This window comes from Comamonas sp. GW821-FHT11H03 (assembly GCF_058807955.1).
The window spans coordinates 142,499-156,773 of the sequence record NZ_JBXARF010000001.1 but is presented as its reverse complement, the minus strand read 5'-3'; the positions used below and the strand labels follow the sequence as shown (position 1 = coordinate 156,773).

General features: G+C 62.9%; 16 protein-coding genes. 7 read left to right on the top strand and 9 right to left on the bottom strand.

Annotation, left to right across the window (positions count from 1 at the left end; translation table 11 throughout):
- Positions 1-8: 8 nt before the first annotated feature.
- From AC1RTQ_RS00730 to gpmA, 4 genes are all read right to left on the bottom strand, one after another.
- Positions 9-389: a response regulator gene (locus tag AC1RTQ_RS00730; RefSeq protein WP_492873661.1), complete on the bottom strand. Its 381-nt coding sequence runs from the start codon at positions 387-389 to the stop codon at positions 9-11.
- Positions 390-495: 106 nt separating this feature from the next.
- Positions 496-1,263: a HesA/MoeB/ThiF family protein gene (locus AC1RTQ_RS00725; protein ID WP_492873660.1), complete on the bottom strand. Its 768-nt coding sequence runs from the start codon at positions 1,261-1,263 to the stop codon at positions 496-498.
- Between the two features lie 75 nt (positions 1,264-1,338).
- Positions 1,339-2,850 (bottom strand): S41 family peptidase, encoded by a 1,512-nt coding sequence (locus AC1RTQ_RS00720; protein ID WP_492873658.1) that lies wholly within the window; start codon positions 2,848-2,850, stop codon positions 1,339-1,341.
- Between the two features lie 132 nt (positions 2,851-2,982).
- Complete coding sequence (gpmA, locus tag AC1RTQ_RS00715) at positions 2,983-3,726, bottom strand: 2,3-diphosphoglycerate-dependent phosphoglycerate mutase (RefSeq protein WP_003066733.1); 744 nt, start codon at positions 3,724-3,726, stop codon at positions 2,983-2,985.
- A gap of 285 nt (positions 3,727-4,011) precedes the next feature.
- On the opposite strand from gpmA, the gene AC1RTQ_RS00710 reads away from it, so the two are divergent.
- The 4 genes from AC1RTQ_RS00710 to AC1RTQ_RS00695 all read left to right on the top strand — a co-directional run bounded on the left by AC1RTQ_RS00710 (position 4,012) and on the right by AC1RTQ_RS00695 (position 6,538).
- Positions 4,012-4,419, top strand: coding sequence for a rhodanese-like domain-containing protein (locus tag AC1RTQ_RS00710; protein WP_087080738.1), 408 nt, complete (start codon positions 4,012-4,014; stop codon positions 4,417-4,419).
- Between the two features lie 73 nt (positions 4,420-4,492).
- The gene (grxC, locus tag AC1RTQ_RS00705) at positions 4,493-4,750 is read left to right on the top strand and encodes a glutaredoxin 3 (RefSeq protein WP_302089270.1); all 258 of its coding nucleotides are present in this window, start codon (positions 4,493-4,495) and stop codon (positions 4,748-4,750) included.
- A gap of 198 nt (positions 4,751-4,948) precedes the next feature.
- Positions 4,949-5,410, top strand: a complete 462-nt coding sequence (secB, locus tag AC1RTQ_RS00700) for a protein-export chaperone SecB (RefSeq protein ID WP_003066740.1) — start codon at positions 4,949-4,951, stop codon at positions 5,408-5,410.
- A gap of 117 nt (positions 5,411-5,527) precedes the next feature.
- Entirely contained in the window at positions 5,528-6,538 is a 1,011-nt protein-coding gene (locus AC1RTQ_RS00695; protein ID WP_492873654.1) for an NAD(P)H-dependent glycerol-3-phosphate dehydrogenase, read from the top strand.
- A gap of 167 nt (positions 6,539-6,705) precedes the next feature.
- On the opposite strand, the gene AC1RTQ_RS00690 is transcribed toward AC1RTQ_RS00695, so the two are convergent.
- A complete protein-coding gene (locus tag AC1RTQ_RS00690; RefSeq protein WP_492873653.1) occupies positions 6,706-7,596 on the bottom strand; it encodes a DMT family transporter in 891 nt (296 codons plus the stop codon).
- A gap of 289 nt (positions 7,597-7,885) precedes the next feature.
- Positions 7,886-9,133 carry a diaminopimelate decarboxylase gene (gene lysA / locus AC1RTQ_RS00685; RefSeq protein WP_492873651.1) on the bottom strand — a complete coding sequence of 416 codons (1,248 nt, stop codon included), beginning with the start codon at positions 9,131-9,133 and terminating at the stop codon, positions 7,886-7,888.
- A gap of 105 nt (positions 9,134-9,238) precedes the next feature.
- Between lysA and AC1RTQ_RS00680 the strand changes: the two genes are divergently transcribed.
- Both AC1RTQ_RS00680 and AC1RTQ_RS00675 read left to right on the top strand, forming a co-directional pair.
- The gene (locus tag AC1RTQ_RS00680) at positions 9,239-10,165 is read left to right on the top strand and encodes a LysR family transcriptional regulator (RefSeq protein ID WP_409814726.1); all 927 of its coding nucleotides are present in this window, start codon (positions 9,239-9,241) and stop codon (positions 10,163-10,165) included.
- Between the two features lie 87 nt (positions 10,166-10,252).
- Positions 10,253-10,624 (top strand): polyhydroxyalkanoate granule-associated phasin, encoded by a 372-nt coding sequence (locus AC1RTQ_RS00675; protein ID WP_302089275.1) that lies wholly within the window; start codon positions 10,253-10,255, stop codon positions 10,622-10,624.
- A 20-nt stretch (positions 10,625-10,644) separates the two neighbouring features.
- Here AC1RTQ_RS00675 and AC1RTQ_RS00670 read toward each other — a convergent pair whose 3' ends face one another.
- Together AC1RTQ_RS00670 and AC1RTQ_RS00665 are read right to left on the bottom strand one after the other, a co-directional pair.
- Positions 10,645-12,126, bottom strand: a complete 1,482-nt coding sequence (locus tag AC1RTQ_RS00670; protein ID WP_492873649.1) for a SulP family inorganic anion transporter — start codon at positions 12,124-12,126, stop codon at positions 10,645-10,647.
- 91 nt (positions 12,127-12,217) lie between these two features.
- Positions 12,218-12,667, bottom strand: coding sequence for a MaoC family dehydratase (locus tag AC1RTQ_RS00665; RefSeq protein WP_003072667.1), 450 nt, complete (start codon positions 12,665-12,667; stop codon positions 12,218-12,220).
- Between the two features lie 99 nt (positions 12,668-12,766).
- Here AC1RTQ_RS00665 and AC1RTQ_RS00660 point away from each other — a divergent pair, with 99 nt between their 5' ends.
- The gene (locus tag AC1RTQ_RS00660; RefSeq protein ID WP_492873647.1) at positions 12,767-13,168 is read left to right on the top strand and encodes a hypothetical protein; all 402 of its coding nucleotides are present in this window, start codon (positions 12,767-12,769) and stop codon (positions 13,166-13,168) included.
- Positions 13,169-13,331: 163 nt separating this feature from the next.
- On the opposite strand, the gene panC is transcribed toward AC1RTQ_RS00660, so the two are convergent.
- On the bottom strand, positions 13,332-14,171 hold the full coding sequence (gene panC, locus AC1RTQ_RS00655) for a pantoate--beta-alanine ligase (protein ID WP_302089278.1): 840 nt from the start codon (positions 14,169-14,171) through the stop codon (positions 13,332-13,334).
- Between the last annotated feature and the right edge of the window lie 104 nt (positions 14,172-14,275).

The following is a 14,275-nucleotide window of genomic DNA, read 5'->3' as shown; positions in this document are numbered from 1 at the left end:
GCGATATTTCAAGATTTACTGGTATTTAAATCAATACAGAAATCGATAAGCGCATCTATTTCATTGGATTTGTCAAATACGGCATCTGCGCTGAGTTCAAGGCAGCGCTGTCGTATATCGGCAGTCGCGTAATTGCTCAACACGAGCAGCTTTTTCTGCTGTGCTCGATGTTGAAGGCTTGTGACGATACCGAGACCACTGCCCTCGCGCAAGAACAGGTCCACGATGACCAGATCCCAGGCGTCAGGGTTTTGGCTGAGCCAGCGTACAGCATCGGCTTCGGTCTCTGCCACCCCGACCGCTTCCACATCGGCAAGCTCCGCCATCGTCGCAATCAGGTTGTCGCGAATCGTGGGATTGTCTTCAACAAAAAAAGTACGCAGTTTCACGACGGTGGCAAGCTGATGAGGTGGACGCCAAGGATCAAGCGGTAAGAGTCATTTCATTTCTCAATGTGGAAAATCCATTACGGCCCATGAAAAAATCATTGTATTGTCATTTTTTGTAATTTGTGTTTGGCGTTCCGCAGATATCACAGGTTTTAACCCTAGCAATTTTCATCCTACTCCACTCCATGGAACGTGCATCAAGCATTTGAAGTTGTCCGACAGAAGATCGGCCAAAACCGACAATCAGCTTCAGTGCTTCTGCTGCTTGCTGGGTGCCTATCAGTCCAACCAGCGGAGCAAAGACGCCCATGGTTGAGCACTGAACCTCTTCGAACTCAGCCTCTGGCGGAAAGACGCATGCATAGCATGGGCTGTCGGGGTTGCGTGGATCAATGACCATCAGCTGGCCATCGACGCGGATGGCCGCTCCTTCAATCAGGGGGATGCCGTGACGCACGCAAGCGGCATTGATGGCATGGCGGCTCTTGTAGTTGTCGGTGCAGTCGAGCACGATGCTTGCCTCGGGCAGCAGCTCGTCGAGCAGGGTTTCGGTTGCACGCTGCTGGATACAGCGAATCTCGATCCCGGGATTGATGGCATGTACGGCAGTGCGGATCGATTCCACCTTGGGCATGCCTATGCGTTCGGTCGTGTGGGCAATCTGGCGCTGCAGATTGGTCATGTCCACGACGTCGTTGTCGACGATGGTGATGCGCCCCACACCTGCCGAACCCAGGTAGAGTGCGGCAGGCGAGCCCAGGCCGCCGGCTCCAATGATCACTGCATGCGCCGCCAGAATGCGCTCCTGGCCTTCGATGCCGATTTCGTCGAGCATGATGTGACGGGAATAGCGTAGCAATTGATCGTCATTCATCGGTTTGCTTCCATGGTTCCAAGAAAAAAGCCGGGCAAGCCCGGCTGATTTTGAGCGGGTTCCATAACCCGGTGCTTATTTTTTGCTCTTGTCGGATTCGCCTTTTTCGGGCGCTTTCTTGTCGGCGGGCTTTTTGTCTGCAGCCGTCGCGTCTCCGGGCTTTTCTTCGATTTTGCGCTCCGTCAGGGTTTTGCTGACCTTGACGGGCTGGCCCTTGAGCTTGTTCAGTGCCTGTTGCAGCTGAAAGTCCTTTTCAGACCCGAATTCCGGCAGGCGACGTTCGGCAGCTGGCTTCTTGGCTTCCTCTTCCAGGCGCTTGCGTGCTTCCTCGCGGGCCTTTTCAAGTGAGTCGTTCTTGACCTCCGCACCTTGCCCGCTGGACAAGTGCTTTTCAAGGTCTGCTTCACGCATGCTCAGTGCAGCAAACAAATCGCCGTCTGCAGTCTCATCCACCATCACATCGGGCACGATGCCCTTGGCCTGAATGGATTTTCCGCTAGGCGTGTAGTAGCGCGCCGTCGTGAGCTTGAGAGCCGTATCGGGCCCCAGAGGGCGCACGGTTTGCACCGACCCCTTGCCAAAGGACTGGCTGCCCATGACGGTGGCGCGTTTGTGATCTTGCAGAGCTCCGGCCACGATTTCGCTGGCCGAGGCCGAGCCTTCGTTGACCAGCACCACCAGAGGCAGCTTTTTCAGTGCCGCAGGCAGGCGTTGCAAGGGGTCGCCAAAACCGCGCTGGGCGTAAAACTCGGGCGATGCCTTGTAGACGGCCTTGCTTTCGGCCAACTGGCCGTTGGTGGAAACCACGGGCACATCGGGGGGCAGGAAGGCCGCAGAGATGGCTACGGCCGCATCCAGCAAACCGCCGGGATCGTTGCGCAGGTCCAGCACCAGTCCCTTGAGATTGGGCTCCTGCTTGTAGATTTCCTCGACCTTGCGCACAAAGTCATCGACAGTGCGTTCCTGGAACTGGCTCAGGCGGATCCAGCCGTAGCCGGGCTCGATCACCTTGCCCTTGACCGACTGGGTCTTGATCTCTTCGCGTGTGATGGAGACAGGGAAGCTGCGGCTTTCATCCTTGCGCAGGATGTTCAGGCGCACCTTGGTATTGGGCTCGCCACGCATGCGCTTGACGGCGTCATTGAGCGTCAGGCCCTTGACGGCCGTGTCGTCGATCTTGGTGATCAGGTCGCCGGTCTTGAGTCCCGCGCGGAAAGCGGGCGAGCCTTCGATGGGGGAGACGATCTTGATCAGCCCGTCTTCCATGGTGATCTCGATGCCGACGCCAACGAACTTGCCGGAAGTGCCTTCCTTGAATTCTTTGTAGGTTTTCTTGTCGAAGTATTGGGAGTGCGGGTCCAGGCTGGAGACCATGCCGGAGATGGCATCGGTGATCAGCTTCTTGTCGCTGACCTGCTCCACGTAATCGGTCTTGATCAGGCCGAAGACGGCCGACAACTGCTGGATTTCTTCAAGTGGCAGAGGCGTCACACCCCCGCGAGCCAGCGTCTGCAGGGATACGGTGGTCAACGCACCGGCGACCACGCCCACAGAGATCCAGCCTGCAATTTTGATTTTTTGACCCATAGCACCCCTTAAACCATTCGCAATATACACCTTGGACGGCGGAAGGCCCATGAGGTTCCACAGGCCTTTTGCCGTGTCATTCCTGTTCAGACTGCGCAAGCGGCCTGAGCAGGGACGGTGAAGAGGTCTCTCTCAGGCCTTGCCCTGAGCCGCAACTGCCGCTGCTGCCTTGGCTGCGGCTTCGGCGTCGCCCAGGTAGTAGTGGCGGATGGGCTTGAGATCGGCGTCCAGTTCATAGACCAGAGGAATGCCGTTGGGCACGTTCACGCCCACGATCTGGTCGTCGGCGATGTTGTCCAGATACTTGATCAGGGCGCGGATGGAGTTGCCGTGGGCAGCAACCACCACGCGCTTGCCGGCCTTGATGGCGGGGGCGATGGACTCGTCCCAGAACGGCACAACGCGGGCAACCGTGTCCTTGAGGCACTCGGTCAGCGGGATCTGCTCGGGCTGCAGCTTGGCGTAGCGCACATCGCTGCGTTCGCTGCGGGGGTCGGTGGCTTCCAGGGCGGGAGGCGGCACGTCGTAGCTGCGGCGCCAGACCAGCACTTGCTCATCGCCGTACTGCTTGGCCATATCGGCCTTGTTCAGACCCTGCAGACCGCCGTAGTGGCGTTCGTTGAGACGCCAGCTATGCACGACGGGCAGCCAGGTGCGGTCCATTTCGTCTTGCACATGCCACAGGGTACGGATGGCGCGCTTGAGCACGCTGGTATAGGCCACATCGAAGTCATAGCCTTCTGCCTTGAGCAGTTGGCCGGCCTTCTTGGCCTGTTCGACGCCGGTGGCAGTCAGATCCACATCGGTCCAGCCGGTGAAGCGGTTTTCTAGGTTCCAGGTGGATTCACCGTGGCGGATCAGAACGAGCTTGTACATGGATTCTCTCAAAGTAGCAAAGCAGTAATGACACAAAGTCAAAACCGTGCATTTTAGGGGCTGGGCTTTGTCCGGGCATCAGGCAAGGAAAGCCGGACCGATCTGACGTCGGTCGGCCCGCTATTCCTGTAGCGAGCTTCGGGGATTGTGCGCAGCGCCCACTTGCGGCCCAGGGCACGTCAGCCGGGGCTATGGGCTTGCAGGCTGCAGGTCTGTGGCCCTTTGCTGCGGCCCGCAGGCTGGCCTGCCTCTAAAATCGGCCGGTTTGCCATCCCAAGGAATGACGTGAAATTCATCATTGATAACTGGTATTTGATCCTGATTGCTGTGGCTTCGGGTGTGATGCTGCTGCTGCCCGCGCTGCGCGGCGCGACCGGCGGTTCGCTGTCGGCAGCGGCTGCCGTGCACCTGATCAACCGCGAAAAAGCCGTGGTGCTGGACGTCTGCGAGCCTGAAGAGTTTGCCGCCGGCCATGTCAACGGAGCCAGGAACCTGCCCCTGAGCCAGTTGGAAGAAAAGCTGCCCACCACCGTCAAGAACAAGCAGCTGCCCGTGGTGCTGGTGTGCGCATCGGGCGCTCGCGCCGCGCGTGCCGAAGCCGTGGCCAAGAAGCTGGGTTACGAAAAGGCCCAGGCGCTGGCTGGCGGCATGAAGGCCTGGCGCGATGCCGGCCTGCCGGTTGAAAAAGCCTGATCCGGCCCCAACTGAGAACCCTGACGCATGCAGCGCTGCATGCGGCATTGCAAAAACACCGAGGAAGTTGCTCATGCAAGCCGTGAAGATGTACACCACCGCCGTCTGCCCTTATTGCATCCGTGCCAAGCAGATTCTCCAATCCAAGGGCGTGGAGCAGATCGAAGAGGTGCGCATCGATTTCGATACCGCTGCCCGCGATCACATGATGAAGACCACGGGCCGCCGCACAGTACCCCAGATCTTCATTGGCGATACCCATGTGGGCGGTTGCGACGATCTGATGGCCCTGGATGCCAAGGGCGGTCTGCTGCCCCTGCTGCAAAGCTGATTACTTGCCGTGCCACTGCCGCCAATCGGCATGAATTTGCGCTTTGTGCTGCTCGCTACGATGCAGCCTTTGGCTGTCACTGCATAATGCAAAGTGCTATTTCATGGAAATGCCTGCTGTGAGGATAGCTGTGTGCTGATTCTCTACGCAGGCATTTTCATTTCCTTCTCAAGATTTTTCTGAAAGACCTAGCTCATCATGGCCGAACAAGACAACAGCCCCGTGTTCCAGATCCAGCGCGTGTATCTGAAGGACCTGTCCCTGGAGCAGCCCAACTCTCCCGCGATCCTGCTGGAGCAGGAGCAGCCCAGCGTGGACATCCAGCTGGGCGTGGAAGCCACCCCCGTGGCTGAAGGCGTCTACGAAGTGGCCGTGACCGCCACGGTTCAGACCAAGATTCAGGACAAGACCGTGTTCCTGGTCGAAGCCAAGCAGGCCGGCATCTTCGAAATCCGCAATGTGCCCGAAGACCAGATGGGCGGCGTGATCGGCATTGCCTGCCCCCAGATCATCTACCCCTATCTGCGCGGCAACGTGGCGGACGTGGTGACCCGCGCCGGCTTCCCTCCCGTGCACCTGGCCGAAATCAACTTCCAGGCCATGTACGAGCAGCAGCAAGCGGCTGCCGCAGCACAGGCCGAAGGCCAGTTGCCCCAGTAAGCTGACGGCCATTGCCGATTCCTGCGATGTGCAAGAATCGGCAACCAGGCAAAAAAGAGGCCCTAGAGGCCTCTTTTTTCTTGTGGGTTGTGCGCAAACTGCTATCAAAATTCAGGTATGAAAATTCTTGTCATCGGCGCTGGCGCCTGGGGTACGGCCATGGCCATCAGCGCGGCCACCCATCCGCAGCAGGACCGCGTCAGCCTCTGGGCGCGTGACCCGGCGCAGGCGCAGCTCATGCAGGCCGAGCGCGCCAACAGCCGCTATCTGCCCGGCATCCGCTTTCCGGATGCGCTCACGGTGGTCAGCGGCGATGTGATGGAGCATGTGGCGGATGCCGATCTGATTGTGCTGGGCACGCCCATGGCGGCGCTGCGCCAGTGGCTGGGCCAGCTCAAGGATTGCCGCCGGCCCGTGGTCTGGCTGTGCAAGGGCTTCGAGGCCGTGGCCGCCGATGCCCCTGCCGGCAGCTATGGGTTGATGGCGCATGAAGTCTGCCAGCAGGTGGCTCCGCAGCTGCAAAGCGGTGCGCTCAGCGGCCCCAGCTTTGCAGCTGAGGTGGCGCGCCAGCAGCCTACGGCTTTGGTGGCAGCCAGCGCCCACGAGGGCGTGAGCGAGCTGCTGGTGTCGGCCTTTCACGGCGAGGCCATGCGCGTCTATGCCAATCACGACATCGTGGGCGTGGAAGTGGGCGGAGCCGTCAAGAATGTGCTGGCCATTGCCACGGGTCTTTGCGACGGCCTGCAACTGGGCCTGAACGCGCGCGCGGCCCTGGTCACACGTGGCCTGGCCGAGATGACGCGTCTGGGAGTGGCGCTGGGAGCGCGCGCCGAGACCTTCATGGGCCTGTCCGGCCTGGGCGATCTGGTGCTGACTGCGACCGGCGATCTCTCGCGCAACCGCAAGGTGGGTCTGCTGCTGGCCGAAGGCAAGAGCCTGGAGCAGGCCGTGACATCGCTGGGCCATGTGGCCGAGGGCGTGTACAGCGCCCGCACCGTGCTTGCCCGGGCACGCCAGCTCGGTGTGGAAATGCCCATCACCGAAACCGTGGTTGCACTGCTGGACGGCCAGTTGCCGGTCACCGAAGCCGTGCAGCACCTGATGGTGCGTGATCCGCGCGGTGAATAAGGCGATAAGGCAATAAGCCAATAAAACAATAGCTGCAAGCGCTTGATATTCATAGATTTCAGATATCTTTCTATCTGAAAGTCAATGAATGCAAGCGGTAGTAGCTATTGTTTTAAGGGTGCCGGCCGCTGGATTCAGGGCCGCTGGATTCAGGTGCGCCCGGGGCGCTACTTTGCTTCTCTGATGCTGAGCCAGGCGCTCGCCGCCCCGCACAGCGCAATGACGAGCATGCCCAGCACAGCCCATTGGTCGGGGATATGGCCGTAGACCAGCCAGCCGGCCAGCAGCGCGCAGGGAATCTGGCTGTAGAGAAACGGCGTGATGGTCGCGGGCTCGGCTTTTTCATAGGCCTTGAGCAGCATCAGATGTCCGACGGCGCTGCCTGCGCCCATGGCAATGGCGGCCAGCCAGAGCGCGGCGCTGTCGGGCCACTGCCAGGACCAGGGCAGGGCCAGGCAGGTCAGGCTCAGGGCCAGCAGGCTGGTGTAGATCTGCGTGGTCAGCGGGCGCTCCTTGCCCGCCATGCGGCTGCTGAGAATCTGATAGGCGGTGTTGGCCAGCAGTTGCAGCGCAGGCCAGACCAGGGCCCAGCCGCTGAACTGGCCGCCGCCGGGCCGCAGGATGACCAGCGTGCCCGCAAAGCCAAGCGCCACCAGCACCCAGCGCAAGGGGCTGACCTGCTGACCGAGCCAGAGCGCGGCCAGCAAGGTCAGGGCCAGCGGCGTCAGCGCCACGATGGCCGTGAACTCGGCCAGCGGCAGATAGCGCAGGCTGAGCATGGCCAGCGCATTGCTCAGGCAAAACAGAATGGCGCGCAGACACTGAAAGCCCGGGCGCCGGGTGCGAAAGATCTCCAGCCCGTGTCTTGCCACTGCGAAGCCTACGGTCAGCGCCGACTGCAGCGCATAGCGCAGCCACAGGGCCATCAGCAGCGGCAGCAGGGCGCCCGCATATTTGGAGCCCGTATCGAGGATCGAAAAACAGGCGCAGGCCAGCACCGTGAAGCCGATGCCCGTCAGCGTATGGCGATGGACTGAAGGGGCGCAGTGCTGTGACATGGAAGAACTTACCGGGCACTGGGCGGTGCCTAGAGAAAAGATTTCAGGTGATTTTGGCCTGAAGCGCCTGATGACTAAGCGCTAGCTGCTATTGAATTCATGGCGTGAACTCAATCATGGGGCGTGACGCAAGAGAGAGACAGCAAGCAAGGGCCTAGCCGGCCGCGCCGCAGCCAGGGCTGCCCCAGCGATGCTGTCGTCCCCCTCCCTTAGCGCGCAGCGCGTAGAGAGAGGGGGCGCCCGGCCAGGGGAAGGCGCGGGGCCGCCCAGGCAAGCGGCTCAGGGGGAGTTACAAACCAATCTCCAGCGCCAGCAGTTCTTCCACCGTCTGGCGACGGCGAATCAGCTGGGTCTGCGCGCCATCGACCAGCACTTCGGCAGCCAGTGGGCGGGTGTTGTAGTTGCTGGACATGGAGCTGCCGTAGGCGCCCGTGTCATGAATCACCAGCAGGTCGCCCACGCTGGCACCGGCCAGCGAGCGGGGCAGCACCACGCCGCCGTCGCCCTGGGTGAAGACATCGCCCGATTCGCACAGCGGGCCGGCCACCACGCTGTCCTGCGCGGGCAGGCTCTGGCCGTCGCGGCGCAGCACTTCCATGCCGTGGTAGCTGCCGTACATGCTGGGGCGCATCAGTTCGTTGAAGCCGGTATCGACCAGCACGAAGTGGTTGCTGCCCGCATTCTTGGTGGCGCGCACGGTGCCCAGCAGCACGCCGGATTCGGCCACCAGGAAGCGGCCGGGTTCGAGCTCCAGTCCCAGGCTGTGGCCCACCAGGCTTTCGGCCTGCTTGCGCGCCGCATCCCACAGGCCGTGGTAGTGGTTGGTGTCGATGGTGGCATCGCCAGCACGATAGGGGATGGACAGGCCGCCGCCGGCGGAAATCGCATGCAGGTCCACGCCCGCCGCCTTGGCGCGCTCGACCAGCTTGACCATGGCGCCGCAGACTTCCTGCAGATGGCCGTAGTCCACGCCCGAGCCGATGTGCATATGCAGGCCGGCCAGCACCAGGCCGCCAGCCTTGATGGCATCCAGTGCGGCTTCGAGTTCGCTGTGCCAGATGCCGTGCTTGCTGTGCTCGCCGCCGGTGTTGGTCTTGTTGCTGTGACCGTGGCCGAAGCCGGGGTTGATGCGCAGCCAGACATGGTGGCCCTTGGAGACGGCGGCCAGCTGGTGCAGCATGTCGATGGAGCCCGCATTCACGGGAACCTTGTGCTCCACCACGGTGGCCAGCGTCGCCTCGTCCATCACATCGGCCGTGAAGACGATGTCGGCAGGCTCGCCAAAGCCGGGCTTGAAGCCCGCGGCCAGCGCACGCAGGACTTCGCCGCGCGAGACCGCATCCACCTTCACGCCCTGCTCGCGCATGAGCTTGAGGATGTGGATGTTGGAGCAGGCCTTCTGGGCAAAGCGCACGGTGTCGAAAGCCTTGAGCTGGGCAATGCGCTCGCGGATGGTGGCGGCGTCATATACCCACAGCGGCGTGCCGTACTGGTCGGCCAGGTTCCAGAGCTGCGCGGGAGAGAAGGGGTTTGCCATGGAGGTCTCTTGAAAGGGAATAGTTCTGCGCATCATGCATGCGGCTATCTATTCAGTCCAATAGCTTGATTTATGAAGATTATTCAATATTGATATGCTCTGCGCATGACCGATTCAGAAGCTTCGCAGCGCATCACCCATCGCCATATCGAGGTGTTCCGTGCCGTCATGACGGCCGGCAGCGTCACCGGCGCGGCGCAGTTGCTCTATACCTCCCAGCCCACGGTGAGTCGCGAGCTGGCGCGCATGGAGCAACTGCTTGGCTATGCGCTGTTCGAGCGTGTGCAGGGCCGGCTGCGTGCCAATGCGCGGGCCTTGCTGCTCTGGGACGAGGTGCGGCGCAGCTGGCAGGGCCTGGAGCGCGTGATCGACCGCGCCGTGGAGCTGGGGCGTCCGCAGGGGGCGAGCCTCAGCGTGCTGTGCCTGCCGGCACTCAGCCACGCCTTGCTGCCGGGCGCGCTGGCACGTCTGCATGCCCGTCACGGCGCCGTGGCCGTGAGCGTGAGCACCCAGGAGGCGCCGCTGCTGCAGGAGTGGATGGCGGCCCAGCGCTTCGATCTGGGCCTGTCCGAGCTGGCCGATGCACCGCCGGGCACGCGCAGCCAGCCCTTGCCTGCCATGGACGAAGTGGCCGTGCTGCCAGCCAGCCACCCACTGGCGCAGAAGGCGCTGCTGAGCGAGCGGGACTTTGAAGGCGAATCCTTCATCAGCCTGGCGAGGGACGATCCCTACCGGGCCCAGATCGATGCGGTGTTTGCCCGCGCCGGCGTGCAGCGCAAGCTGAGCCTGGAGACCGCCAGCGCAGTGGCCGTCTGCGCCATGGTGCAGCATGGCCTGGGTCTGGCCGTCGTCAACCCGCTGACGGCGCGGGCCTGCGCCGGCCCGCAACTGGTGGTGCGGCCGCTGGCGTTCTCGATAGCGTTTCAGGTGCATATGCTGCTGCCGCTGCACCGGCCCGCCGATGCGGCCCTGCCCTGGCTGACGGCGGCACTGGAGCAGGAGGCGCTCGGCCTGCTTGGGCACAGGCGCTGATTTCGGCGGCAGGGCTTTCGCAGGTGAGCTTGCGCAAACTTCTATGTTGCAGTGCACAATAAAGCGCCTGAATGCAAGGAGCTACCCATGCCTGAATCCGCCATCCCTCACCGCACCGCCAGCGAGCTGCTGGACATCAGCATGGCCGTGCCTCAGGTCATCAACCACCGGCTCACGCGCATGGCGCTCAGCGGTCCGGTGCTCTCTGCGCGCGATCAGAAGGAGTTCACGCGCATGGTGGTGGAAAAGCAGGTCGCCTTCAGCCAGGCCTGGCTGACCATGGGGGCTGAAATGTTCAAGGTGCAGCAGCAGCTGTGTCTGGCCTGGATGCGCAACCCCTGGACCATGGGCCAGAATCTGCCCGTGGCGGCTGACAAGGTGGCGGCCAGAAGCCTGGCGCCGATTCGCCGCAAGGCCGTGGCCAATGCCAAGCGCCTGTCGCAGACCAGCCTGAAATAAGCGCTCCTCAGCCGCCGAACCTAGACCCTGATGCGCTCTATCAGCCGCTGACTGGCTTCATCCAGCCCCGTGAGCTCCACGCGGCAGCCATGCTGGCGCAGACGCTCCATGACCTTGTCCAGCGCGCCCACGGCGGTGATGTCCCAGAAATGCGCGCCACTGACATCGATGCGAGCCTGCCTGCCGGCTGCGGCACGCACGTCGAAGGCCTCGATCAGCGCATCGGCCGAGGCAAAAAACACCTGGCCGCTCACCGTCCAGGTATAGATATCGCCAGCCTCGTCCAGGCTGCCCCGGACCTGCAGCATATTGGCCACCTTGAAGGTGAAGAACACGCCCGAGAGCAGCACGCCGGCCACCACGCCGGCGGCCAGATTGTGGGTGGCGATGGTGATGACCACCGTCACCAGCATCACCGAGCTGGACAGACGCGGGTGGCGCACCAGATTGCCCAGCGACTTCCAGTCGAAGGTCGAGACCGACACCATGACCATGATGGCCACCAGAGCAATCACCGGCACCCGGGACACCCAGGGCTTCAAAGCGACCATCAGAATCAGCAGAAACACCCCGGCAAACAGGGTGGACAGACGACCGCGGCCGCCGTATTTCACATTGCCCACGGCCTGGCCGATCATGCCGCAGCCCGCAATGCCGCCGAACAGGCTGGCCGAGACATTGGCCAGGCCCAGGCCCGTGCATTCGCGGCTCTTGTTGCTGGGCGTGCCCGTGAGGTCGTCCACCACGGCTGCCGTGAGCACCGACTCCAGCAGGCCCACCATGGCAATGGCCAGGGCGGGCAGGGCGATGATGCGCAGCGTCTCCAGGCTGGCGGGGATTTCGGGCAGGGCGAACAGCGGCAGGCTGTCCGGCAGATGACCGAGGTCGGCCACGGTCTTGAGCGGCAGACCCATGAAGTTGGCCAGCAGCGTCAGCACCAGCACGCAGATCAGTGGTGAGGGAATGGCGCCCAGCGCCTTGAGCTGCAGTCTCTGTCCCAGCCAGGGCAGCCCGTAGATCAGGGCCAGGCCCAGGGCCAGCATGGCCCAGGTGGCGGTGTTGGCGCCACGCAGATGCGGCAGCTGGGCTGAAAAGATCAGAATGGCCAGCGCGTTGACAAAACCCGTGCGCACCGAGCTGGATACAAAGCGCACCAAGCTGCCCATCTTGCACAGGCCGAAGGCGATCTGCATGGCGCCGGCCAGCAGGCCTGCGGCCAGCAGATATTGCAGACCATGCGAGGCGACCAAAGGCGCGGCCACCAGGGCCACCGAGCCGGCCGCTGCCGAGACCATGGCCGGGCGCGCGCCGAACACGGCAATCACGATGCTGATGATGAAGGAGGCGTACAGCCCCACGGCCGGGTCCACGCCCGCGACAAAGGAAAAGGCAATGACCTCGGGAATCAGCGCAAACGTGGCGACGGCACCGGCCAGCAACTCGCGCGGTACGCTGGGCGCCCATTCGGCGCGCCATCGGCTCAGGGAAAAATTGGGGTTCATATCGCAGCAGCAAGTGAGGCGCTGCCTGTGCAGGGCAGACAGCGCCGGTGGGCGATATTAAGCAGTGCCCGGGACTTTTGCTGCGTGAGGGTCAGCCAGGGCGCTTGAAGCACACCATCTTGGGCCTGAAGCGCTGCAGCACCTCGCCGCGCTGGTTTTTGGTGTGGGAGAGCACGCGCACCAGGGCCCGGTTGGGTTTGGACTGGGAGGGAATGATCTCCACGATTTCGGACTCCACCTGCAGCACGTCGCCGGGGCGCGTGGGCTGGGGCCAGGCCAGCTCTTCCATGCCGCCGCCGATCACGCCGTCGGCCAGGGGAATGCTTTGCGTCACCAGCAGCATGCTGATGGAGGCCGTATGCCAGCCGCTGGCGGCCAGGCCCTGGAAGAAGGTGTGCTTGGCGGCTTCGGGGTCGAGGTGAAAGACCTGGGGATCGAACTGCCTGGCATAGGCAATGATTTGCGCCTCATCCAGCGGGTAGCCCTCGCTGACGAACTTCTGGCCTACGTACAGGTCATCCAGATACAGTTTTTCGCTCATTGGGCGCCTCTTTCATGCCGGTGTATGGGGTGGCGACAGTATGCGCGGCGGCGGCTCCGGCCGCTGTAGCCAAGGTGCCATAGCGCTATGCTTGGGCGCATGAATTTCGAGCTTGAAGATTCCGAGATTGCGGCAGTCAGCCTGCACAACGGCGCGTTGCAGATCCGCTTTTCCGCCGCCCGTGTGCATGACGGTGACCGCGCCGGGGCAGGCGAGGGGCTGTGGCAGCCGTTGCTATTGATATGCGAGCGCGTTGCGTCGACTGAGAAAGCGCCGGGGGCAGATTTGACGCCAATTCTGGCCGCTGTGGGCCGTGTCCGGCAAGCGCAGCTGCATATCGCCGGGCAGCGCCTGCACCGCCTGCCCCTGCCTTTTGCCAGCGATGCCGGTTTTGTGCTGGAGCTGGAAATGGGCGACGGCCTGTTTTGCCGGCTCAAGGGGCAGGGGCTTGCGCTGCAGGCTCTGCCCAGTCGATCATCGGTGGGCTCCTACCAGTGCTGAGAGCGCTACCAGCCTCTGCATTGCTCTTGAGGCAGGACACCGGCGCGGCCTGAGTCAGAGGCGCTGGGCAAAGGCCTGATTCTGGGCCGGCCGCGCCGCAGCAGGTGTGCCGCCCGCTGCCCGCATGCCCCCGCTACAAAGCGCCCAAGAGGGCTTCGAAATCCTAGAACTCCAGGTTGTCTATGAGCCGGGTGCTGCCCAGGCGTGCCGCGCCCAGGGCCACCAGATCGCCGCTGCGCGCATCGGCAGGCGTCTGCAGATCGCTGCGCTGGCGCACGCTCAGATAGTCGGGCTCCCAGCCCTTGGCGCGCAGCGCGGCCATGGCCTGCGCTTCGAGGTCGGCCAGATTGCCGCCCTGGCGCGCGGCATCGGCCAGGGCCTTGAGCGCCTGCGACAGCGCCATGGCCTGCACACGCTGCTCATCGCTGAGGTAGCCGTTGCGCGAGCTCAGTGCCAGGCCGCTGTCGGCGCGCGCCGTGGCGCAGCCGATGATCTCTATGGGCAGGGCGAACTGCTGCACCATGCGGCGGATCACCATCAGCTGCTGATAGTCCTTCTGCCCGAAAACGGCCGTGCCGCCGCCCGTGGTGGCAAACACGGCCTGGAACAGCTTCATGACCACGGTGCAGACGCCGGTGAAGAAGCCGGGGCGGAAGTGCCCCTCCAGAATATCTGCCAGTTGCGCATCGGGCTGGACCTTGAAGGTCTGCGGCTCGGGGTAGAGGTCTTTCTCCCTGGGGGCGAAGACGATGTCGCAGCCTTCGGCTTGCAGCTTGGCGCAGTCGGCATCGAAGGTGCGCGGGTAGCTGTCGAAGTCTTCGTGAGGCAGAAACTGCAGGCGGTTCACGAAGATGCTGGCTACGGTCACGTCGCCATGCTGGCGGGCCTGGCGCACCAGGCAGAGATGGCCCTCGTGCAGATTGCCCATGGTGGGCACGAAAGCAGGACGGCCGCGACCAGCCAGAGCGGCGCGCAGGTCGGCGATGGTGTGAACGATTTGCATGGCTCAAACAGTGGGGGGAAACAAATAGGACTTACGCACACAAGAGTGCAACAACGGCCTGCCTTCTGAGGCAGTCGCCTGGCCCGAGGCCGTTTTGCGTAAGT

What these genes read in the sequence shown, in the direction of transcription:
- AC1RTQ_RS00720 (WP_492873658.1), bottom strand. Translation starts at nt 2,850, where the DNA reads ATGGGTCAAAAAATCAAAATTGCAGGCTGGATCTCTGTGGGCGTGGTC.
- AC1RTQ_RS00695 (WP_492873654.1), top strand. Translation starts at nt 5,528, where the DNA reads ATGAAAATTCTTGTCATCGGCGCTGGCGCCTGGGGTACGGCCATGGCC.
- panC (WP_302089278.1), bottom strand. Translation starts at nt 14,171, where the DNA reads ATGCAAATCGTTCACACCATCGCCGACCTGCGCGCCGCTCTGGCTGGT.
- lysA (WP_492873651.1), bottom strand. Translation starts at nt 9,133, where the DNA reads ATGGCAAACCCCTTCTCTCCCGCGCAGCTCTGGAACCTGGCCGACCAG.
- AC1RTQ_RS00675 (WP_302089275.1), top strand. Translation starts at nt 10,253, where the DNA reads ATGCCTGAATCCGCCATCCCTCACCGCACCGCCAGCGAGCTGCTGGAC.
- AC1RTQ_RS00665 (WP_003072667.1), bottom strand. Translation starts at nt 12,667, where the DNA reads ATGAGCGAAAAACTGTATCTGGATGACCTGTACGTAGGCCAGAAGTTC.
- AC1RTQ_RS00725 (WP_492873660.1), bottom strand. Translation starts at nt 1,263, where the DNA reads ATGAATGACGATCAATTGCTACGCTATTCCCGTCACATCATGCTCGAC.
- AC1RTQ_RS00670 (WP_492873649.1), bottom strand. Translation starts at nt 12,126, where the DNA reads ATGAACCCCAATTTTTCCCTGAGCCGATGGCGCGCCGAATGGGCGCCC.
- gpmA (WP_003066733.1), bottom strand. Translation starts at nt 3,726, where the DNA reads ATGTACAAGCTCGTTCTGATCCGCCACGGTGAATCCACCTGGAACCTA.
- grxC (WP_302089270.1), top strand. Translation starts at nt 4,493, where the DNA reads ATGCAAGCCGTGAAGATGTACACCACCGCCGTCTGCCCTTATTGCATC.
- secB (WP_003066740.1), top strand. Translation starts at nt 4,949, where the DNA reads ATGGCCGAACAAGACAACAGCCCCGTGTTCCAGATCCAGCGCGTGTAT.
- AC1RTQ_RS00660 (WP_492873647.1), top strand. Translation starts at nt 12,767, where the DNA reads ATGAATTTCGAGCTTGAAGATTCCGAGATTGCGGCAGTCAGCCTGCAC.
- AC1RTQ_RS00690 (WP_492873653.1), bottom strand. Translation starts at nt 7,596, where the DNA reads ATGTCACAGCACTGCGCCCCTTCAGTCCATCGCCATACGCTGACGGGC.
- AC1RTQ_RS00680 (WP_409814726.1), top strand. Translation starts at nt 9,239, where the DNA reads ATGACCGATTCAGAAGCTTCGCAGCGCATCACCCATCGCCATATCGAG.